Genomic DNA, 21696 nt, shown 5'->3' on the forward strand with positions numbered 1-21696 from the left:
GCACCAGCGCTCGTAAACGGGGTAGCAGAATCAGACGCAGCAAAGGAAAAAGCCGTTGCAAATCAAGGACTTGCAACGACTCTTCGCTTTACTTGGCGGAGTGGACGGGACTCGAACCCGCGACCCCCGGCGTGACAGGAGAGTAATCACGGACATCCCTGGACCTCCTCGGATCGAAAATATCCTTATAAAACAAATACTTATCTCGTTTTCTTGTCCATCACTGTTCGCCTAAATACACTGAAATCTACCGATTTTTAGGACACGGCTAGGACACGGACATGGCGAAGCTGACGGTGCGCGGCATTGAAGCGCTCAAGCCAAAGAAGGCAGGCTACAAGGTCACGGCTGACCGCGGCCTCTATGTGCGCGTGGCACCCGACGGCTCGAAAACCTGGCTCGTGCGCTACGTCGTCGCCGGCAAGCAGATTCAGGCGCGCTTGCCGCGCGCCTACGGCAGCAGCGGCGCCGATGGCCACATGTCGCTCGCGCAGGCGGTGGCGGAGAACGCTCGCGTCCAGTCGCTCGCGCGCGACGGTATCGACTTTCAGGTGCAGCGCGCAGAAGCCGAGCGCGCGAGGGCCGAGGCAAGGGCCGCTGCGATAGCTGCTAATGCGCCCTTTCGCACCCTGTTTGAGACGTGGCTTGCCGATGGAGTGAGCCGCAAAGACGGAAACGCCGAGCTCCGCCGATCCTTCGAGAAAGACATCCTGCCGACCATCGGAGACAAACCGGTCCGCGAACTCACTGACACCCAGCTGCTTGACCTGCTTAGGAACGTCGGGCGCAAGCGAGGGCGAGCGCGAACTGCAGAGCGCATGTTGACCGAGATGCGCCAACTGTTCCGCTGGGCCATCAAGCGCCAGCCATGGCGCTCACTCCTGGCCCAGGGCAATCCCGCCGAGCTGGTGGAGTTGAAGCTGGTTGTACCGCACGGCTACGAGCCGAGAATTCGGGAGCGCACCCTTTCTCCTGATGAGATCCGAGAACTGCGCGACATCTTCTCCAATATGGTGACCGCGTACGAAGCAGCGAAGAACAAGCGCATCGCAGACAGGCCTGTACAGCGAGAGACGCAAATCGCCTTGTGGATCTGTCTCGGAACTGGGTGCCGCATTGGCGAACTGCTTCAGGCCCGATGGGAGCACGTTGATCTGGAAAAGGCGATGTGGTTTGTCCCGCGCGAGAACACCAAGACGCACGTTGACTGGCAGGTCTATCTGTCGCAGTTCGCACTGCAGCAGTTCAAGGCGCTGCACGACCGAACCGGCAAGTCCGATTGGTGCTTTCCAGCGAGTCAGCAGGAGGGACACGTGTTCGTCAAGAGCGTCAGCAAGCAGGTCGGTGACCGACAGACCCTGTTCAAGAATCGCAAGCCACTCGCCCATCGCAGGAACGATGACTCACTGGTGTTGGCCAACGGCAAGAATGGTGAGTGGACGCCGCATGACCTACGCCGAACCGCCTCGACGATGATGCAGGCGCTACGCATCAGCCCGGATGTGATCGACCGCTGCCAGAACCATGTGTTGCCGGGCAGCAAGGTTCGCAGGCACTACCTGCACCATGACTACATCGAGGAAAAGCGTGAAGCATGGCGGTTGCTCGGGGAGCGCATCGATGCCATCCTGAGCGCCGGCAACGTTGTGCCACTGAAGCGTGCGGGACGTGAAACCGATCAAAAGATCGGCTGCAGCGCTTGTGAATCCTTCGTTTCTCTCAATTAGATTTGAAACTGTTCCCCGTTCTGTTCCGCGTTGCCGCCGCTGCTACCTGCGTGGCATTGGGGCTTGGACTTCCGCTGTTGCTTCTCGCACTGTGCGGCGGCGCTGCCGCACAGGGGTCCCACCGCCGCGCCGGTTGGTGGCGCCGCACCGGAAGTGCCCCAGGCCCCAGAAGACTGGAGGAATCACGCACGGGGATGACCGTAGGCGAACCCCGCTTCGCCATCACCCTGGCCGACACTGAGGCCGCTCGCGGCCTTGCCGCCCTGTTGCTGTTGACGCTGGACATGGAAGAACTCAATGGCAACGAGAAGCACGGCGAGTTGCCTCAGGCGTTGCCGACAGACGCGAGCCAGCCCGGCACGATCCGCAACGGCGATCTCCTGCTGTGGGGGCTACGAGCCTCGGTATTGCTACGAACGACCATCAATGCGACGCCGGATCCTTCAGTGCCGCGCAGGCGGCCTACTGGCGCATTTTGGGGTTCTAGTAATCGCGTGCTCGCGCCAGCGTCCGGCCGGAAGTTGACTTCATCACCGAGCTTGCCGGGCAATCAGGCGGTGACCAAGTTGGCGGCGATGTCGTTCGCGGCCCGCAACGCGAAGACCGCCGATCGACTCAATCCACCCACGTAGGCGACCTGCTCTCGCGTGCCACCGCCTTCCACGCCACCGGCCGCGCAGCCGGCCGCGTACAGCCCCGGGATGGGGCGATCCGCCTCATCCAGGATATGGCCCGTGGCGTCGATCGCGATGCCGCCCATGGTGTAGGTGATGCCGGCGCAGAGCTTCGCGGCGTGGAAAGGCCCCTGGCGGATCGGCCACGGCTTGTAGTTGCCGGCGCTGCGGCGGGGTTCGAGTGTGTCGATAGACCCACCCTCGACCGCCGCGTTGTACTGGGCGACCGTTCGCTCCAGTTCCTCGGGCGCCAGACCGAGCTGGGCGGCGAGGCTGCGGAGATCGGGGGCCGTATAAAGGGTGCCGCCATTCGATAGCAGCGTCGGGTTCGCCGGGATGAGGTATTCCCGGCCTGGTCCATTCCAGATGGCAGCATCGAAAATGACAGTGGCTCCCAGCGGGTCCGGCTGGGCGGCGATGGCGTTGGCCATGGTCACGCCGCCCAGCCCTTCATCCATGAAGCGGCGCGCGGAGGCGTCCACGACGATGCCGGCGGCACAGACGAAGTCCAACATCGGAAATGGCCAGAGGTCGTCGTTGTGCATGGCCTCCTGGGCCAGCACGTGTCCGTAGAAGCGGTCGAGGCCAACCAGCCTGGCACCGACCTCGCGCGCCATTCGCAAGCCGTCCCCGTTCCCGGTTTTCGCATTGCGTTGCATGAGCTTCTCGGGGGCCGGACTGATGAACTCGCGCAACAGGTCCATGTTCGAGTGGAAGCCCCCATCGCAAATCACGACCGCGCGCGCGGAGATATCGAGCAGGCCCGTGGCCTGCTCCGCCTGCAGGCCGACACAAGCCCCGTCCCGCATCGCCAGCCGCAGGGCGCGCGTGCCGCGCAGGATCATCCCGCCGGCCTTGTCCAGTTCGCCGGAAAGGGTGCGAAGAAGGATGTCGCCGCCCCGCCCTTCCCAGTAGTTGCGTCCGCGCGTGGCGATCGGCGGCGCGAGGGTGTGCTTGCGATAGCTTTCGTGGCCCACCTTGATGAAGCGCACGCCCTTCTGCTTCAGCCACTGCGTGGCCTGGCCGATGTCGGCCGCCAGGGCCTGCACGACGTCCGACCGCGCAGAGTCGCCAGTCCGCTTGGTGATGGCGTCAAGGATGACCTGCGGATCGTCCGCCACATCCTGGTGTGCGACGTGGAAGGCACCGCCCGCCATCCGCGTGTTGCAGGGGTACTTGTCCTGCGCACCTTTCTCCAGCACCGCGACCTTGATGCCCTGCTCCGCGAGCCGCAAGGCCGTCACCAGCCCGGCGATACCGGCGCCCACGACCGCCACATCCGCTTCAATCCTGTTCATAACGCTTCCAATTTCAAGGGATGGAGGATGCTAGGCCGAGGGCCGTCTGCTGCGCGGCACGCCGCCTTGAAGGACTTTCAACTGCAGCTTGTGAATGCGCGCCATGCCGGCTCCTATGCTTTGCCCCAACCAGATCAAAGGAGCAGGCAGTGCGTTTGAAAGACAAAGTAGCGATCGTGACGGGCTCCGGCTCGGGGCTCGGCAAGGCGATCGCCCATCGCTTCGCAGACGAAGGCGCCACCGTCATCGTGGCCGACGTGAACGAGCAGGCCATGGCGAACACGGTCGCGGACATTGAGGCGCGCGGCGGCAGGGCGCGCGGCTACAAGGTCGACGTGTCCAGCCAACGCGCCGTGAAAGACTTCATGGAGGAATTGGCGGGGTCCCAGGGCCGTATCGATGTCCTGGTCAATAACGCCGGCATCACCCGGTACCGCGCCTTCGGGCTCATCAAGGATGAAGACTGGGATGCCGTCCTCGGGCTGGACCTGAAGGGCGTGTTCTATTGCGCGCAGGCCGCCGCACCCTTCATGGTGCGCCAGCAGTACGGCAAGATCATCAACATCTCGTCGAGCCTCGGCACCGGGACCACCCCGCATATCGGCGCGCTGACCGCCGGCGCGGCATCGCCCTACGCCTCGGCCAAGGGTGCCGTGATTCAGCTGACGAGGATCCTCGCGCGCGAACTCGGGCCGAGCGGCGTGAACGTGAACTGCCTGGCGCCCGGCTTCTTCCTCACGCCGCTGATCGGCGCCACCCGCAATCCCGAAGAGGTGGAAGAACACATCCGCGTGCGCAGCGAGATGGCCGTGCTCAAGCGGCCCGGCAAGCTGGAGGAGCTTGCCAATGCCGCGCTGTTCTTCGCCTCCGACGAGTCCAGCTTCGTGACCGGGCAGACGCTTTGCGTCGACGGCGGCCGCAGCGACCGGATGTAGCAGCCGCGGGATCGCGCTCGTGCGGCGTCAACGCGAGCGCAAGTCCGGGTGCGTGGTCAGCACCTGATGGAGGTAATCCGCCATCACGCGGATCTTCCTGGGCATGTGGTTGCGCTGCTGCATGTAGATCGACCAGCTCAGCTCCCCTTCGACCATGCCGTCCAGCACCGTCTCCAGGCGTCCGGAGCGCAGGTAGGGGGCCACGCGGTACAGGGTGAGCAGGCCGATGCCGGCACCGCTCAGCATGGCCTCGATCAATGCGTCTCCGTCATTGGTCACCAGGCTCGCCCGAACGGCGCTGACGATGATCTCGTCCCCGCGGCGCAGACGCCACGGCCGCACCGAATTGCTGATCCAGCTGCGCAGGTCGATGCGGCGGTGACGCGCCAGGTCCTCGATGGTCTGCGGCTTTCCGTAGCGCTGCAGATAGGCCGGCGAGGCGCACAGGACGAAGGGCGAAGTGACCACGCGCCGCGCGATGAGTGTCGTGTCCGGCAGCGGGTGCGGCAGCACGCCGACGTCGATCCCCTCCCCCACGATGTCCGGGATCCGGTTCTGCACGAGCAGGTCCACGGAGACGCGGGGGTACTTTTCCAGGAAGCTTCCCAGCGCGGGCGCGATGAAGCGGGAGCCCATGCCCACCGGGGCCGCCAGGCGCACCGATCCGACCACCTCCTGCGAGGAATCGCGCATCCGCTCCACTTCCTCGTCGATCGAGCCAATGGCTGCCACGCAGGTGCGGTAGAAGTTTGCTCCCTCCTCGGTGAGGCTGACCTTGCGCGTGCTGCGGTTGAACAGCCGTACACCCGTCCAATCCTCGAGCTGCTTGACCTGAATGCTGGCGGCCTGCGGCGTGATGCCCAGTTCGCGCGCGGCGCGACTGAAGTTGCCGGTCTGCACGATCCGGATGAAGGTGGTGATGCCTCGGACGTTCTGCATGTTTCACGCTGGCGGCTACGCCGCTCTCCAGTGCGCCGCCACGAATTCTGATTGAGTGAGTTTCAAGTTCACCTTGACAATGGAGGATTGCCGTTCCACTGTATGCAACTCATACTATATATCGGAACCAAAACCTAGGAGACAGCAGATGCAGACTCGGACATCCAGGCAGAACGGCGTGACCCGGAGGCTTGTTCTTTCTACCCCTTTGGCTCTCACCGGCGTCACGCTGGGCGGCATGACTCTGGCGCAGCCGCGCTATCCGAGCAAGCCGATCACGATGGTGGTCGGCTTTCCGCCCGGCGGTTCGACGGATTTCATTGCGCGACTCATCGCACAGAAGCTGTCGGACGCGCTCGGCCAGCCCGTCGTGGTCGACAACCGTGGCGGCGCCAACGGATTGCTCGCCGCCCACGCGGTCTCGGCGTCGGCGCCGGACGGCTACACGCTCCTGCTGACTTCCATGGGGATGACCACCAATCCCTACCTGTACAAGCAGAAGCCGCTTCACCCCGTGAAAGACTTCACCTCCATCGCCATGCTCGCGGGCGTTCCCAATGTGATCGTGGTCAACCCCTCGCTGCCCGCGAAGAACCTCGACGAACTGCTGGCGCTGGCCCGCACCCGCGGCAACGGCAATCGCCTCACGCTGGCCACGACCGGGAACGCGGCGCCGGGCCATCTCGCCAGCGAACTGCTGCAGCGGGCGGCCAAGGTCCAGTTCCAGTTCGTTCCTTACAAGGGCTCGGGTCCGGCGATCACCGACATCATCGCCGGCCATGTCGACATGTCGCTGCCGACCGTCGTCGCCACGGCGCCGCACATCCAGAGCGGCAAGCTGCGGGCCATCGCCGTGACGGGAGCCAAGCGCAGCGCCCTGTTGCCCCACGTCCCCACCATCGCCGAGGCCGGCGTCAAGGAGCTGTCGCAGGGGTCGGGGTGGTACGCCCTCATCGGCCCCGCCGGGATGCCCAAGGAGGTCGTGGACCGCCTCGGCGCAGAAGTCCAACAGATCATGAAACGGCCCGACGTGACCGAACGATTCGTCGCCAACGGTGCCGACCCGATGTACATGAACCCCGCCGACATGACCGCGTTCGTGGACAAGGACTACCGGTACTGGGGCGACCTGATCAAGGCCGCCGCCATCAAGGGCGAAGAGTGACCGACGCCCCTCTCTTCCACGCCTTGCCATCCGCCACCCCATGACAAGCTTGAATGTCACCTGTCCTCCCCTGGAAGCCGCGGTCGTCGGCTTCATCCAGGATTTCAGCCTCGAGCACGTCACGCCCCCACTGCGGGTCGCGGTGAGCCGCGTGCTGCGGGACCAGATCAGCTCACAGATTGGCAACTCGCGCCTGCCATGGTCCCGCCATTTGTGGACCCTGGTCGAGGGCCAGCACATGACGGGCCGCAGCACGGTGATCACGACCGACAGGAAGATGAGCGCCACCGACGCCGCCTTCATCAATGCGAGCTATGCCCATGGCTTCGAATACGACGAGGGCCACCGGCCCAGCAACAGCCACCCTGGCAGCTGCGCCGTCGCGACGGCGATCGCGGTTGGCGAAGAGGTCGGCGCCACCCTGGACGAGGTCGTCACCGCGATCCTGATGGGCTACGAGGTCTACGCGCGCATCGGGGTGCTGGCGGCGCCCGACCTGATGCAACGAGGCTTTCATCCGGCGAGCGTGCTGGCCGGTTTCGGTGCGGCCGCCGTATGCGCGAAGCTGCGCGGCTTCGATCCGGAGACGACCTTGCATGCGTTGGCGATCGCCCTCAGCCATGCCTCGGGCGCTGCCGAATACAGCTCGACCGGCGGCTCGGTCAAACGGCTGCATCCGGGCATCGGCGTGCGCGGCGGCATGTTCGCCGCCGACCTCGCCCAGGCAGGCATCACGGGGCCGCGCGCTTTTCTCAGCGGGGTCAAGGGCTTCTACCGGGCCTTTCTTCAACGCGACCCGGGGCCCGATGCCGTGGCCGTCTTCGGCCTGTCGCACCGGTTCGAGATCCTGCGCGGCGGCTTCAAGCGCTACTGCTGCTGTGGCGCCAACCATGCATCCATCGACATCCTCACGAACTATGCCGGACGACTCGGGGACATCGAGACCGTTTCCCTGCGCATTCCGAAGCTGTGCAACGCGATGGTGGGCACGGTCAACAGCAACGCGTACACGCCCTTGAATATCGAGCAGGTCCAGTTCAGCCTGCCCACCCAGGCGGCCTTCGCATTGCTGGGATACGGCAACGGCTACAAGCCCCATCTCGACTACCTCGAAGGAGAGCTGGACATGGCGCTGGTGCTCGGCACCGCGCAGAAGGTCAGGATCGTCGAGTCCCCCGAGCTGGACAAGCAGTACCCAGGCAAGTTTGTCACCGAGGCCATGGTGAACTTCGTCGATGGACGCTCCGAGACGCGCTTCGTCGAAAACTCCCTCGGCACGCCGGACAACCCCATGACGGAAGACGCCCACGACGCCAAGTTCCTGGAACTGACGAGCGAGATCCTGGGACGGGAGCGCGCGACCAGGCTGCTCGCCGTGCTGCACGAGCTCGGCCCCGGCACCGCGATCCCCGAACTGGCGGCCATGTGCGCCGCGCGCTGAAACGCAGATGAGGAACAGAGAGATGGAAGACCCGAACCAGAGCTACAAGACGCTTCACTTTCTCGTGAAGCACGGAAACCACGTCGCGAACGGCGTCAGCCTCGCCGCCGTCCTGCTGGGCCCCTTGTTGTGGGTGCTCAGCGGCTCGCCCTGGAGCGTGCCTGCCTGCGTCGTCGCGGCGGCCTTCCTGCTCCTGATCCTGCGCAGCTATGTCGAACTGGTGCGAGTGATCGTGGACATGCTGTTGCCGAAATAGGCCCTGCGAAAGTCACCGCCTCGACGCAACCGCTGGTTTCATTTATCGGAACGAATTTCAATAAATTGACAGGTCACGGCCAACGCCCTAGATTCACCGGCCGACGCCGACATGGCGCAGGAGACAAGATGCCATTGACAAGGTTCGCCCTCTTCCTCGTGAGGGCGTTGCTGATCTTCGGGGCCCTGGGCTTGCTCGGGCCATGGGCGCTGGCGCAGTCCTATCCCGATAGGCCCGTTCGCTGGATCGTGCCCTGGCCACCGGGCGGCGGTGCCGACCTGCTCGCGCGCATTCTCAACGTGAAGCTCGGCCAGCTTCTCGGTCAGCCTGTCGTCATCGACAACCGCGGGGGGGCCGCGGGCAACATCGGCGCGTCGGCCGGGGCCAAAGCGGCGCCTGACGGCTACACCATTACTTTCGCCTACTCGGCGACGCACTCCATCAACCAGCACGTGTACTCGAAGATGCCGTTCATGGAGAGCGACTTCGCGCCCGTGATCCTGCTGACCCTGGTCCCCCAGGTCATCGTCGTCAACCCGGCCCTTCCCGTGCACAGCGTGCAGGATCTCGTCGCGCTCTCGAAAAAGAGAACGCTGACCTACGCATCGTCGGCACAGGGCTCGATCGGCCACCTCGGCGGTGAGTTGTTCAAGCTGAAGACGGGTGCCAACATGATGCACGTGCCATACCGCGGTGGAGGACCGGCCCTGAGCGCGGTTCTCTCGGGAGAGATCGACGCGCTGGTTGCGGTTCCGCTGGTGATCGAGCCGCACCTCAAGGCCGGCAAGCTGCGGGCGATCGGCATCACGACCGACAAGCGAACGAGCGTCATGCCCGAGGTTCCCACGCTGTCGGAATCGGGCGTTGCAGGCTTCGACGTCAGCTCCTGGAACGGCGTCCTCGTTCCCGCCGGAACACCCCCCGATGTGATCGCCAGGCTCAACGCGGCCTTCAACAAGACGATGGCAGACCCCGAAGTGCGAAAGCAACTCGTCGCCGCCGGCTACGAGATCGTCGGCGGCGAGCCCGAGAAGCTTTCCAGCTTCATCGCCAGCGAGACGGAGAAATGGAAGCCCGTCGTGAAGGCGACCAAGCTCCAAGTGGAATGAATCATTCATGAAAGGCCCCGATGCTCGATTCCGATACTGATGATTGCGTGCGCCTGAGCGTGGCCGGGGCCCAGTCCTTGGCCGAGAAGGCGCTCGCCACGCTGGGCTATTCGACCGAGGATGCGACCACTGTCGCGGCTCACCTTGTCGATGCATCGACCTGGGGCTACGCCTTCGCCGGGCTGCCGCGCATCCTGGTGATTGCCAATCGGCCCGAACTGAAACGACCGACCACGCCGATCACCGTTGTCAAGGAAACGCCTGTGTCCGCGCTGCTCGATGGCGGGAACCAGGTGGGGTACATCTCGCTCAAGCGCGCCACGGACATCGCAATCGAGAAGGTGCGCAGCGCCGGTGTTGCCGTCGTGGGCCTGCGAAACAGCTGGTTCGCCGGCCGCAACGCCCACTACCTCGAGAAAGTGGCCCGCGCCGGGTACGCGGCGGTGTACTTCGGCAGCAGCACGCCGACCGTCGTGCCGCAGGGCGCGATCCAGAAGGCGCTGGGGACCAACCCGATGGCCATCGCGCTGCCGGGCAAGGACAACCCTTTCATCTTCGACATGGGCACCGCTTCGGTGATGTCCGGCGAGGTGTTGATGAAGGCCTTCCTGGGTGAGAGCTTTTCCCGCACCGTCGGTGTCGACAAGCACGGAAATCCCACGAGAAATGCGCGCGAACTGCTGGAGGGCGGCGTCCTCCCCTTCGGCGAGCACAAGGGCTATGGCCTGTCGCTGGCCATCCAGGCGCTCGGCCTGATGGCCGGCTCCCGCATGCGCAACGGCGAGGTCAGCGATTTCGGGTACCTGCTGATTGCATTCGATCCGGGCCTCCTGATGCCGACCGAACAGTTCACGGCCGAACTTCAGGAACTGCTGGAGAAGGTCCGGAACCTGCCGCGCCAGCCCAACGTGCCGGAGATCCGCATTCCATCGGAGCGCGGCTTTCGCGAGCGCGAGATCCGACGCAAGGAAGGCATCCTGGTGAACAAGCGGGTGGTCGAACGCCTGCAGCAGATGGTGGGAGCCTGATCTTCGATGAGCGACCGAACGAAACATCATCCGACACGCCGGGACATGCTCGCCATGCCGCTGGCGGCTGCCCTTGCGCTGCACTGCGGCGGCACGTTCGCGCAGGGCGGCTATCCGGGCAAGCCCATCAAGATCCTCGTCGGCTTCGCGCCAGGCGGCTTCACGGACGTGGCTGCCCGCCTGATCGGCCTGAAGCTGGCGGAGTCGCTCGGCCAACCCGTGGTGGTGGAAAACCGCCCGGGCGCCAACGGCATGATCGCGAGCGACGCCGTCGCGAAGGCCCCACCGGACGGCTACACGCTCCTGCTGCCGTCGCTGGGCCTCACGACCAATCCCCTGCTCATGGAGAAGGCGGGCTATGACCCGGTCAAGGGCTTCACGCCGATCTCCCTGCTGGCCATGGTGCCCAACGTGCTGGTCGCCCACCCGGGCGTGCCCGCGAACACCGTCGGGGAGCTCCTGGCGCTCGCCCGCTCGCGCAAGGCGCCGATCACGCAGGCATCGGCCGGCAATGGATCACCCGGACATCTGTCCGGCGCGCTGCTGCAGGTGATGACCGGGATCCGCCTGGATCATGTGCCCTACAAGGGCTCGGGCCCCGCGATGAACGACTTGCTCGGCGGGCACGTCGATGTCTCGTTCCCGACCATTCCGACCGCGCTGCCTCTGGTGCGCACCGGCAAGCTGAAGGCCATCGCGGTCACCGGTGCCAAGCGCTCGGCCATGATGCCGGAGGTGCCGACGATGGCGGAAGCCGGCGTGCCCGGCTACGACACCGGCGGCTGGTACGGCCTGGTCGGCCCGCCCGGCTTGCCTAAAGGCATCGCGGACCTGCTCAGCGCCGAGGTCGTCAAGATCATGAAGATGCCCGAGGCGCGGGAGCGCTTCGCTTCCGAAGCGGCCGATCCGGTCGGCTCGAACGGCGCGGAGATGGCCGAGTTCCTGGCGCGAGATTTCAAACGATGGACCGAGGTCGTCAAGGCCGCCAACATCAAACCTTCAGCCTGACCATCATGTCCGCTCCCATTGCAATCGATCCCGACCGGCCTCAAGGCCACGCCCTGCGGCTCCTGGAGTTTCTGCACGGACTGGGCAGCCACACGCCCGCCGCGCCCATGGACAAGGCACGGTGGTGCCTGCTCGATGCGCTCGGCTGCGGCCTGCTCGGAGCCCGGCAGCCATGGGGCGAGATCATGGTCGCCGACGTGCTGGCCGACGGCACCACCGGTGCGTGCAGCCTCCTGGGCCATCCCGCCAGAGTCGCGCCGGCGCAGGCCGCCCTCTGCAACGGCACCGCCATCCATGGCTTCGAACTGGACGACCTGCTGTCCGAAGCCGTCATCCACCCTGGCGCGGTGATCGTCCCCGCCGCACTGGCTGCAGCCGAATCCGTCGACGCCTCGGGCGAGCAATTGCTGCGCGGCATCGTCGCGGGCTACGAAGCGACGGCACGCATCAGCATCGCGTTGGGCATGGAGGCTTCGCAGCGCGGCTTTCACAAGACCAGCGTGGTGGGCCCGGTCGCCGGGGCGATCGCGGCCGCCGTGACGATGCGGTTGTCACTAGATCAGTTGCACAACGCCGTCGGGCTCGCGTGCTCGTGCGCCGGCGGCATCAAGAATTTCGCTACAGGGTCGGCCGGCATGGTCAAGCGCATGCATGCGGGCCGGGCGGCGGAAGCTGCGGTCCGCATGGCCAGCCTGGCCCGCCGCGGCTTCACTGCGCCTCCGGCGGCCATCGATGGCACCTATGGCCTGCTCGATGCATTCAGCGGCAGCAAGGCGCAGCTCCGGCAACTGGACGCCCAACTAGGGGCCCAATGGGCGATCGACGACGTGTGGGTGAAGGTCTACCCCATCTGCGGCTGGATCCAGGGCGTCGTGCAATTGCTGCTCGACATGCGGGCCGGCGCGGGGGTCCAGGCACACGACGTCGAAAAGGTCGTCGTCGCGACGAGCGCCTTCGCTGTCAGGAACAATGCCAACGTCGACGTGCGCGACACCATGGATGCCCAATACAGCATTCCCTACTGCGTGTCGGTCGCGCTGACGGGTGACCCGGGCGACCCGAACGAGTTTGGCCGCGGCAGGATCTTCGACTTCGACGCGGGCCGCAAGCTGATCGCCGAGCGTGTCGAACTCCGGGTCGACCCCGTTGCGGAGCAGGTCTATCCGCGGCAGTTCGCCTGCCGGGTGGAACTGCACCTGAAGGACGGCCGGACCTTGTCGGCGGAGACACGCGATCCGCACGGCACCCCGGCAGATCCCTGCAGCCTCGATGAACGGGTGCGCAAGTTCACGCAGCTGGCGCGCCTCGCCGGAGCGTCGAAGGACCTGGGCCACGCCCTGGCGATGGTCCGCTCACTGGAGTCCGGCTCCGCATCCGTACGCCAGCTCATGCGCGAGATCTGCCCGGGTTGAGACAAGCACGGACCTGCCCCGGAAATGCACGCACAAAGAAAGTAAAAGGCTCTCAATTGAGTTCCACTCATCGGAATCAATCTCATTGATCAGCACTAGCTGTTATGATGCGGCACTTGCTTGGCGAGTACGTTTTCATAAATCAAGGAGACAGTCTGATGATGAACAAGAAGTTCCGGCGCGGTCTGTGCGCGCTGCTGTTGGCGGCCACGGCCGTCGTCCAGCCGGCAGGGGCCCAAAGCTTGCCGGACCGGCCCGTGCGGGTCTTCGTCAACACCGCACCGGGCGGCTTGACCGACGTCATGACGCGCCTGGTCGCCCAGCACATGGGCGAGCACCTCAAGCAGTCCGTCGTGGTGGAGAACAAGGCCGGCGGCGATGGCCTGATCGGCATCCGCGCGGTGAAGGCCGCCCCGGCCGATGGCTACACCCTGCTCGCGACCGCAGGCACCGTGGCCCTCCAGATGGCGGTGCGGCAGGACCCCGGATACGACCTGCTCAAGGACTTCACCGGCATCGGCCTGATCGGCCGCTCGCCCTTCCTGCTGGTGGTCGCGCCCACCGTTCCCGACAAGACATTCGCCGAATTCATCACGCGCGCCAAGGCAGCGCCCGGGAAGCTGTCCTATGCCTCCGCCGGCGTCGGCACGGCGCCGCACCTGGCGGCCGAGCGGATCGTCCAGCAGATGGGCGTGAAGGTCATGCACGTGCCCTACAAGGGCAACGGCGCCGCCATGCCCGACGTGATGGCCGGCCGTGTCGACACCATCCTCGAGGCCTACGGCAGCAGCAGCGGCAAGCTGAAGTCCGGGCAACTGCGCGCGCTCGGCGTCACCTCGACATCCCGCATCCCTGCGCTTCCGGACGTGCCCACCATGGCGGAACAAGGCGTATCGGGCTACAGCTACTACACCTGGCTCTGCTTCCTCGCGCCCGCGGGGACGCCCAAGGCCGCCGTGCAGCGCCTGTCAGATGCCATGCGCGCGGCGCTCGCATCCAAGGCCATCAAGGACCGCTTCCGCGAAGACGGCATGGAGGCGATGGAGATGTCGCCCGACGAGTTCAACCAGTACCTGGCCAAGGAAGTGGACCTGGCGCAGAAGGCCGTGGTGGAACTGGGCGTTCCCAAGCAATAGGGAGGGTGCCTGCCGGCGCGGCGGGCTTCAAACCGCGCCGGCGCCCGCGCTGCCTCGACGAGAGGCACGCGCAAGTCCGCCGAGCCCAGTGGCTCAGCGTGCTCCCTGCGCGGCAGGCACGCGCGCAGCCACGGCGTCCTTCCGGATCATGTCTGCGCCCTTCTCCGCAATCATCATCGTCGGCGCGTTGGTGTTGCCGGAGGTCACGTGCGGCATGATCGAGGCGTCGACCACCCGGAGGCGATCGATGCCTCGGACGCGCAGCCGCTCGTCCACCACGGCCATCGCATCCTGCCCCATCTTGCAAGTGCCTGCGGGGTGATGCGCGGAGTTGCCGTGCGCGCGCAGGTACTGGAGGATCTCGTCGTCCGACGCCACCTGCGGGCCCGGCATGTGTTCCCCCAGCACGCGCGAGGCGACGGGTTCGCTGGCCAGGATGCGCCGGATGTGGCGGATGCCCGAGATCACCGCCCGCACGTCATCGGGGTGCGCGAGAAAGTTGGGCTGGAATGCCGGCGCCTGCCGCGGATCGGCGGAACGCAGAGTGACCGTGCCCGAGCCCGCCGGCCGCAGGCGGTAGACTGATGCGGCCACCGACGGTATCGGATCGACCTCCACCACGCCGTTCCCATAGTAGGTGAACGACATGGGCCTGAAGCTGATCTGCAGGTCCGCATAGACCTCTTCCGGGCGGCTCTTGACGAAGGCGGCCACCTGCGAAGAACCCAGCGCCAGGTAGCCGGTGCCGGTCAACAGGTAGCGCAGCCCCTGCCAGTACTTCCGCAGCCCACTGATCTCGTGGTTGTACGAACTGGCGCGCGTGGCACGGTAGCTCGTATGAACGTAGAAGTGGTCCTGCAGGTTCTGGCCGACACCGGGCGACTGCACGATCTGCCGGATGCCATGGCGCTGCAGTTCCTCGCCAGGGCCGATCCCCGACAGCATCAGGATCTGCGGCGAGTTCAGCGCGCCGGCGGAGACGACGACCTCCCGCGCGGCGTGGATGATCCGCCGCTGGCCGTTCTCCTCCACCTCGATGCCAGTCGCGGTCAGCCCGTCGAACACGATGCGCTGGACGAAGGCGCCGGTGCGAACGGTCAGGTTCGGCCGGCCCCGCACGGGTGCCACGTAGGCCGTGTAGGCCGATTGGCGCTTTCCCTTGCGGATGTTGTGCTGGATGAAGCCGACCCCGTCATGCAGCTCGCCATTGAGGTCCTCGCTGCGCGGAATGCCTAGCCGGACGGCGGCATCGATGAAATCGGCCGAGGCCGGATGGCGCACGACGGGATCGCTGATCCACAGGGGACCGTCGACGCCGCGGTATGCATCGCCGCCCCGCTCGTTGTGCTCCATCCGCTTGAAGCAGGGCAGCACGTCCTCGTAGCCCCAGCCAGGGTTGCCGAGGTCGCGCCAGGTGTCGAAGTCCTGCCGGTGGCCGCGGATGTAGACCATCCCGTTGATGGCGCTCGAGCCGCCGAGCCCTTTGCCGCGGGGCCAGTACATGCGGCGGTCATGCAGCAGCGGCATGGGCTCGGTGAAGTAGTTCCAGTTCAGCTGCTCGTGGAAGAACAGCTTCGCCATGCCGGCCGGCGTACGCACCCAGAACTTGTCCGCCGTGGGGCCGGCCTCCAGCAGCAGAACCTTCACCCCTTGATCATCGGAAAGGCGCCGGGCGAGCACGCAGCCGGCCGAGCCGGCGCCGACGATGATGTAGTCGTAGGTCTCCATGGAATGAGCGCCGCTCACAAGCGCATCAGCACGGACTTGGTCTGGGTATAGGCATCGATGGACTCCGCGCCCATCTCCCTGCCGTAGCCGGATTGCTTGTAGCCGCCGATGGCCATGACCGGGTCGCCTTCGGCATAGGTGTTGATCCAGACGCGGCCCGACTTGATCGCACGCATCATCCGGTGCGCCCGGCTGACGTCGCGCGTCCAGACGGCTGCCGCCAGGCCATAGGTGGTGTCGTTGGCTTGAGCGATGGCGTCGGCCTCGTCCTTGAACTTGATGATGGACAGGACGGGACCGAAGATCTCCTCGCGCGCGATCGTCATATCGTTCGCGACGTTGGCGAAGACCGTCGGCTCGACGAAGAAGCCCGTCTTGCCCACGCGCGAGCCGCCCAGCGCCAGCTCGGCGCCCTCCTTCCTGCCCGTGTCGATATAGGACAGCACCCGGTCCATCTGCCGGGCCGAAATCAGCGGCCCCAAGTCCGTGTCAGACGCAAAGGGAGAGCCCACCTTGAAGCCGGCCGCCGCAGCGACGATGCCGGCCTTCACCTCGTCGTATACGCTTTCGTGCACCAGCAGGCGCGTGCCCGCGGAGCAGATCTGTCCCGAGTTGCGGCAGAAGGCCTGGGCCGATGCCTTGATCGCCTTTGCCAGATCGGCATCCGCGAAGATGATGTTGGGCGACTTGCCGCCCAGCTCCAAGGTCGCCTTCTTCATGTTGCCTGCCGAGGCCTGCACGATGCTGCGGCCCACCGCGGTGGAGCCTGTGAAGGCGATCTTGTCGACGTCGGGATGCGCCGCCATCGCGGCGCCGACGACCGCGCCGTAGCCCTGCAGGACATTGACGACGCCGTCGGGCACGCCCGCTTCCTGGATCAGTTCGGCCAGCCGCAGGGTCGTCAGGGGCGACTGCTCGGCCGGCTTCAGCACCATGGTGTTGCCGCACGCCAGCGCGGGCGCCAGCTTGCTCGCCGCCATGACCAGCGGAAAGTTCCAGGCGTTGATCAGCGCACAAACGCCCATGGGCTCTCGCACCATGTAGATGAAGCGCGACGCATCCGAGGCATTGGTGGTCCCGTAGATCTTCGAGGTCCAGCCTGCGTAGTAGCGAAAGCGCTCCGCGGTGGCGGCGACCTGGCCTCGCGTGAACGACAGCGGCGCGCCGATGTCCAGGGATTCGATGGCCGCCAGCTCCTCGGCGTGGGCTTCGATGGCGTCGGCGATCTTCGTCAGGTAGCGCCCCCGCTCATGCGGGGAGATGCCCGACCACGAGGGCCCCTCGAAGGCACGGCGGGCGGCGGCCACCGCCGCATCCACATCCTGCGTGTCGGCCTCCGCCACCTGCGTAAGCACCTCTTCCGTCGCAGGATTGATCGTTTCGAAGGTCTTGCCCGAAGCGGCTGCGACCCACTGACCGCCGATCAGCAGTTGCTTCTTGCCGGATCGGATCCAATCCAGGGCCCTGCTCTGCCCCGGCAGCATCACACCGGCGCCAATGGTTGCACTTTGGATTCCAGACATCTCATTCTCCTGATTCGATGGGCGGCCGCGTCAAGCAGCCTGGTTGGCGAGAGCGGACTGCGCCTTGTAGACATCGAGCATCTCCTCGATGCCGGCGCCGGGGCCGCGGATGTTCGACGCCGCCTCGAACAGGCTGCGTACGCTGTTGGCGATGGCCATGGGCGCGCCGCATTCGATGCCCAGGCGCGCGGCAAGCCGCAGATCCTTCACCATCAGCGCGAGCTGGAAGTTCGACTGCGGCTGGCCGGAGACCAGCACGGACAGGATCTTTTCGAGGCCGGCGCTGTACCCGGAGCTCTGCTTGAGCACCTGCGCCATCGTGTCGACGCGCAGACCGCTCCTGATGCCGGCCATCAGGCACTCGTAGCTCACGGCGCGGCAGATCGATGCGATGGTGTTATTCACCAGTTTGACGATGTGGGCGTTTCCCACTTCGCCGCAATGCACGAGATGCGGGCTGATCGCGCGCAGCAGCGGGTCGGCCAAGGCGCACGCCTCGGCCGGGCCGGCGAGCAGGATCGCGATCGAGCCCGCAAGCGCACTCTGCGGCACACCGGACACGGGAGCATCCACGTAGGCCACGCCTTTGGCATGGAGCGCGCGCGCGATGCGACGCGACAGCACCGGATCGCCGCTGGTCTGATCGATCACGACGGCGCCCGGGCGCAGGCTTGCGGCCAGGCCTTCGACCCCGAACAGGGCATCGTGGACGGCCTCCGAGGTGGGAAGACAGATGAACACCACGTCGCATGCCGCAGCCAGCGACGCGAGTCCTGCATGCGGGATGGCGCCTTGGGCCGCGAACTGCCGCGTCTGTTCCGGCCGGGCATCGTGGACATGCAGCGGCCGCGACTGCATCAAACGACGCGCCAGGCTCCCGCCCATGGCGCCAAGGCCAACGTAGCCGACCGTCAACCGATCCACATCGGCCGATGCCGCCACGGGCTCGCCACCCCTTTCGCCGCCCGCCAGCCTGACCCCTGCCATCGACTCGATCACGCCGATCATGTCCTCGAGCCGCGCGCCCTCGCCCAGCGTGTTGAGCCCGATCTGAAACAGGCTGCGCACCAGGTTCGTCACTGGCATCGGCACACCCAGGCCCAGGCCGAACTCCACGGCCTGGTTGACATCCTTGAGCATCAGCGCGAGCGCGAAGTTGGTCGATGCCCGGCCCTGCAGGATGGCAGGCAACATGTTCACCGTCGTCAGGTTGCGCCCGCCACCCCTGTTCAGGACCTCGGTCATACAGTCGAGCGCGACGCCGGCCTTGCGACCCATCGCGACCACCTCCAGCGTGCCAAGACGGCAGCCCGCATTCATCGCGTTGTTGAGCATCTTCAGGGCCTGGCCCTCGCCGACGCGGTTGCCGCAGCGAAACACATGCTCCGAAATCGCCTGCAGCACGGGACGTGCGCGTTCGAAGGCCGCGTCCGGTCCCGCCGCCATCAGCATCGCCCGCCCCTCTCGCACGACATGGGGGCTGGCGGAAACGGCGGCGTCGATCAGCCACACGCCGCGCGCCTCGAGTTCCCGGGCCATGGCAGCCGTTTCGGAGGGGATGCCGCTGGACTGATCGATCACCAGGGTGCCCGGGCCGAGGCCTTCCAGCAGGCCGTCCGCGCCGAAGATTGCCTGCCGCACATCGCTGCTGCGCGGCAGGCACAGCAGCACGACCTCGCTGCGCTGCGCGAGTTCCAGCGCATTGCGGGCGCCGTGCGCACCCTCTTGCGCGAGCGACTGAATCGCAGGCGCGTGGAGGTCCCAGACCGTGAGATCATGGGAACGCAGGAGCCTGCGAGCCAATTCGCTTCCCAAGGCACCCAAGCCGATGTAGCCGATCTTCAATCCAATGTCTCCTTACCGATGCGGCGCAACGCCGCGGTTCCAGGTGCAGGGAATTATTGGGACGGGCGAAGGCGCGGGCAAATGAATAGAGTTGAGACGACCATAAGCGACAGCACATGAGCCCAGACTTGCAGAACATTCCGTGGGCACGCCGCCTCAAGCTCCGGCACCTGGAGATCTTCCTCGCCTTGCATGACGAAGGCAGTCTCACCGCGGCAGCCGCACGGCTGCACATGACCCAACCTGCGATGTCCCACTGGCTGGCGGACATCGAGGAGGCGGTCGGCCATCCGCTCTTCGCCAGAAAGCCGAAGTTCATGTTGACTGCCGTCGGGCAGGTCCTGCTGGCGCACGCGCGACGCATGCTCGGAGATGTGCAGCGCACCGATTCCGAGATGCAGGCCGTCCAGGCTGGCCTGAGCGGGCGACTGCATGTGGGGACGAGCCTGCCGTCAGTGCTGGTCCCGAGGGCGATCGCCAGGCTGCTGGAGGGAAGGCCGGAAGTTTTCGCGGAGGTCTACGAATCCAACCAGGCCGAGCTCATGGACAAGCTTTCCAAGTGCGAGATCGATCTCACCGTCGCCGCACTGACGGCCCCGGTGCTGAATTCAGGCTTCGCGTGCGAGCGGCTGTTCTTCGACAGGGTGCAGGTCGTAGCCACCCAAGGCCACCCGCTGCTGCGGCAGGCGTCCGTGTCGCTCGAGGAGGTCCGCAACCATGCCTGGATCCTTCCGCGCAGATCCACCGTCATGCGGGAGGTGTTCGACAGCGCCTTCGCGGCCCACGGACTGCCGCCGCCGGAACCTCACGTCGAGGCAAACTCCTCCATGCGGCTGCAGGTGCTGATCGCCGCCGGCGGCTTCCTCTCCATCTTCTCGGGCTCAGAGGTGAACATCTATTGCTCGCTGGGCCTGATCGAGCGCATGCCGATGACGATGGAAATCCCGTTCGGGGAGTTCGGGGCGATCTGGTCGGCAGATCGGGCGGGCAGCCTCATCAACGAATTCCTCGACGCGCTGCGCAAGGAGGCGCATCTGATCTGATCGGTGGGGAGCGGCAGGGCGTCGACGCAGCCGCCCGCCATCCGGATCAGCACTATTCCTTCGTGAAGCCAAGCTCCCCGGCGACCTTGCCCATGTCCTCGTACTCGCGGGCCAGATAGTCGGTGAAGTCGCGAGGCGTCATGAACGAGACGTCAGAACCATCGGAGCGCAGGCGCCCGCCCACTTCCTCGCTGGCCAGTGCGTAGCGCAATGCCTCGGACAGCTTGTTCACCGCATCCGGCGGCGTCCCGGCTTTCGCCAGAAGGCCCAGCCAGACACCGTAGCTGAAATCCACCCCCAGTTCCTTGAAGGTCGGCACGTTGGGCAGCACGGACAGGCGCGTCGGATTGGCGACGGCCAGCGCGCGCGCCCTCCCGGAGGTCAGAAAGCCCGAGCTGCTCACATAGGCATCGAAGAGAAAGGACACCCGGCCCGCGATCAGGTCAGGCATGACAGCCCCGTTGCCCTTGTAGGGAATCGCCTGGGCCTGGATGTTGTGGGCACGCAGGAAGAGCTCGCCGGCAATGTGGGGTGCACCCGCCGTGCCGCCATGGCCGTAGGAGAGATGTTCCTTCTTCGCCCGTGCGACATAGTCCGAAACGGTCTTCGAGGGCTCCTCGCCGCCCACCACCATCAGGAAGGGCACCCGCGACATGGTGCCGACGCCGATGAAGTCCTTCGTGGGTGAATAGCCGGGTGTCTTTTTGATGTACGGCAGGGTCGAGAAATTGAGGGACTGGGCGACGAGCGTGTAGCCGTCGGCCGGTTGCTCCTTCGCGTACAGGATGCCCAGCAGCGTGTCCGCGCCGGGCTTGTTTTCCACGACCACCGACTGGCCCAGCTTCTCGCTCATCTTCTGGGCCACGAGCCGGGTGGTCAGGTCCGTGGCACCGCCCGGAGCCGTGCACACGACGATGCGAATGGGCCTGGAAGGATAGTTGCCTTGCGCCAGCGCGTGGTTCGCGATCAGCGCACAGGTTGTTGCGGCGAGCATGCGCGGCAGCAGGGTCTTGAGGAACTTGTGAATCATGCTGTCTCCTGTGAATCATTGGCGGCAGCAGTGACACCGGAACCCACTCCACGATCGTCACTGCAATCCAGGCTCGATTGTTGTAAGAGCGGACGAAGCCGGCAAATGAAAAGGGTGGAGGGAGCCATAAGCAATTCGGCATGAAGGCATGGCCTTCGCGAAGCACGGCACAAAAAGGAACCGGGCGCAGAGCGCCCGGCATGAAACCCGTGGAGAAACTTGCAATGACTCTTCGGGAAGATCGTTCTAATTGTGCAGAGGGAATCCGCCAGCCCGCCTGCCTGCGGATTCCCGGAAAGGCTCAGAACGCGTGGCGGATGCCGAAGTCGAAGCCCGTGGCGCTGCGCGGGCGGTAGCCTGCCACGCCGTTGCCGGTGGACAGGTACTGCGGCGAGCCCA

General features: G+C 65.7%; 18 protein-coding genes. 12 read left to right on the top strand and 6 right to left on the bottom strand.

Features of this window, described 5'->3' with window-relative positions; translation table 11 throughout:
• Positions 1-281 precede the first annotated feature (281 nt).
• Positions 282-1727 carry a tyrosine-type recombinase/integrase gene (locus tag ABEA07_RS10530; RefSeq protein WP_345537696.1) on the top strand — a complete coding sequence of 482 codons (1446 nt, stop codon included), beginning with the start codon at positions 282-284 and terminating at the stop codon, positions 1725-1727.
• Positions 1728-1921: 194 nt separating this feature from the next.
• The gene (locus tag ABEA07_RS10535; protein WP_345537697.1) at positions 1922-2359 is read left to right on the top strand and encodes a cyclophilin-like fold protein; all 438 of its coding nucleotides are present in this window, start codon (positions 1922-1924) and stop codon (positions 2357-2359) included.
• On the opposite strand, the gene ABEA07_RS10540 is transcribed toward ABEA07_RS10535, so the two are convergent.
• Positions 2278-3699, bottom strand: coding sequence for an FAD-dependent oxidoreductase (locus ABEA07_RS10540; protein WP_345537698.1), 1422 nt, complete (start codon positions 3697-3699; stop codon positions 2278-2280). The genes ABEA07_RS10535 and ABEA07_RS10540 overlap by 82 nt on opposite strands.
• A gap of 149 nt (positions 3700-3848) precedes the next feature.
• On the opposite strand from ABEA07_RS10540, the gene ABEA07_RS10545 reads away from it, so the two are divergent.
• The gene (locus ABEA07_RS10545) at positions 3849-4634 is read left to right on the top strand and encodes an SDR family NAD(P)-dependent oxidoreductase (RefSeq protein WP_345537699.1); all 786 of its coding nucleotides are present in this window, start codon (positions 3849-3851) and stop codon (positions 4632-4634) included.
• Positions 4635-4661: 27 nt separating this feature from the next.
• Here the strand turns inward: ABEA07_RS10545 and ABEA07_RS10550 are convergent, their stop codons facing one another.
• Positions 4662-5573, bottom strand: a complete 912-nt coding sequence (locus ABEA07_RS10550; RefSeq protein ID WP_345537700.1) for a LysR family transcriptional regulator — start codon at positions 5571-5573, stop codon at positions 4662-4664.
• Between the two features lie 148 nt (positions 5574-5721).
• On the opposite strand from ABEA07_RS10550, the gene ABEA07_RS10555 reads away from it, so the two are divergent.
• From ABEA07_RS10555 to ABEA07_RS10590, 8 genes are all read left to right on the top strand, one after another.
• Positions 5722-6738, top strand: coding sequence for a Bug family tripartite tricarboxylate transporter substrate binding protein (locus ABEA07_RS10555; RefSeq protein WP_345537701.1), 1017 nt, complete (start codon positions 5722-5724; stop codon positions 6736-6738).
• A gap of 40 nt (positions 6739-6778) precedes the next feature.
• The gene (locus ABEA07_RS10560; protein ID WP_345537702.1) at positions 6779-8179 is read left to right on the top strand and encodes an MmgE/PrpD family protein; all 1401 of its coding nucleotides are present in this window, start codon (positions 6779-6781) and stop codon (positions 8177-8179) included.
• A 22-nt stretch (positions 8180-8201) separates the two neighbouring features.
• Positions 8202-8435 (top strand): hypothetical protein, encoded by a 234-nt coding sequence (locus ABEA07_RS10565; RefSeq protein ID WP_345537703.1) that lies wholly within the window; start codon positions 8202-8204, stop codon positions 8433-8435.
• Positions 8436-8563: 128 nt separating this feature from the next.
• Positions 8564-9544 (top strand): Bug family tripartite tricarboxylate transporter substrate binding protein, encoded by a 981-nt coding sequence (locus ABEA07_RS10570; protein ID WP_345537704.1) that lies wholly within the window; start codon positions 8564-8566, stop codon positions 9542-9544.
• Positions 9545-9564: 20 nt separating this feature from the next.
• Positions 9565-10572 carry an Ldh family oxidoreductase gene (locus ABEA07_RS10575; protein WP_345537706.1) on the top strand — a complete coding sequence of 336 codons (1008 nt, stop codon included), beginning with the start codon at positions 9565-9567 and terminating at the stop codon, positions 10570-10572.
• Positions 10573-10578: 6 nt separating this feature from the next.
• Entirely contained in the window at positions 10579-11580 is a 1002-nt protein-coding gene (locus ABEA07_RS10580) for a tripartite tricarboxylate transporter substrate binding protein (protein WP_345537708.1), read from the top strand.
• A 5-nt stretch (positions 11581-11585) separates the two neighbouring features.
• Positions 11586-12992, top strand: a complete 1407-nt coding sequence (locus ABEA07_RS10585) for an MmgE/PrpD family protein (RefSeq protein WP_345537709.1) — start codon at positions 11586-11588, stop codon at positions 12990-12992.
• Between the two features lie 158 nt (positions 12993-13150).
• Positions 13151-14128, top strand: a complete 978-nt coding sequence (locus ABEA07_RS10590; RefSeq protein WP_345537710.1) for a Bug family tripartite tricarboxylate transporter substrate binding protein — start codon at positions 13151-13153, stop codon at positions 14126-14128.
• Between the two features lie 93 nt (positions 14129-14221).
• Here the strand turns inward: ABEA07_RS10590 and ABEA07_RS10595 are convergent, their stop codons facing one another.
• From ABEA07_RS10595 to ABEA07_RS10605, 3 genes are read right to left on the bottom strand one after another with little or no spacing between them, the layout of a single operon-like run.
• Positions 14222-15856, bottom strand: a complete 1635-nt coding sequence (locus ABEA07_RS10595; RefSeq protein ID WP_345537711.1) for a GMC family oxidoreductase — start codon at positions 15854-15856, stop codon at positions 14222-14224.
• A 14-nt stretch (positions 15857-15870) separates the two neighbouring features.
• On the bottom strand, positions 15871-17379 hold the full coding sequence (locus ABEA07_RS10600) for an aldehyde dehydrogenase family protein (protein ID WP_345537712.1): 1509 nt from the start codon (positions 17377-17379) through the stop codon (positions 15871-15873).
• 30 nt (positions 17380-17409) lie between these two features.
• On the bottom strand, positions 17410-19224 hold the full coding sequence (locus ABEA07_RS10605; RefSeq protein ID WP_345537713.1) for an NAD(P)-dependent oxidoreductase: 1815 nt from the start codon (positions 19222-19224) through the stop codon (positions 17410-17412).
• 116 nt (positions 19225-19340) lie between these two features.
• On the opposite strand from ABEA07_RS10605, the gene ABEA07_RS10610 reads away from it, so the two are divergent.
• Positions 19341-20267, top strand: coding sequence for a LysR family transcriptional regulator (locus ABEA07_RS10610; protein ID WP_345537714.1), 927 nt, complete (start codon positions 19341-19343; stop codon positions 20265-20267).
• A 52-nt stretch (positions 20268-20319) separates the two neighbouring features.
• On the opposite strand, the gene ABEA07_RS10615 is transcribed toward ABEA07_RS10610, so the two are convergent.
• On the bottom strand, positions 20320-21297 hold the full coding sequence (locus ABEA07_RS10615; RefSeq protein WP_345537715.1) for a Bug family tripartite tricarboxylate transporter substrate binding protein: 978 nt from the start codon (positions 21295-21297) through the stop codon (positions 20320-20322).
• Between the last annotated feature and the right edge of the window lie 399 nt (positions 21298-21696).

The organism is Variovorax defluvii (assembly GCF_039541515.1).
Taxonomy (GTDB): Bacteria; Pseudomonadota; Gammaproteobacteria; order Burkholderiales; family Burkholderiaceae_C; genus Variovorax; species Variovorax defluvii.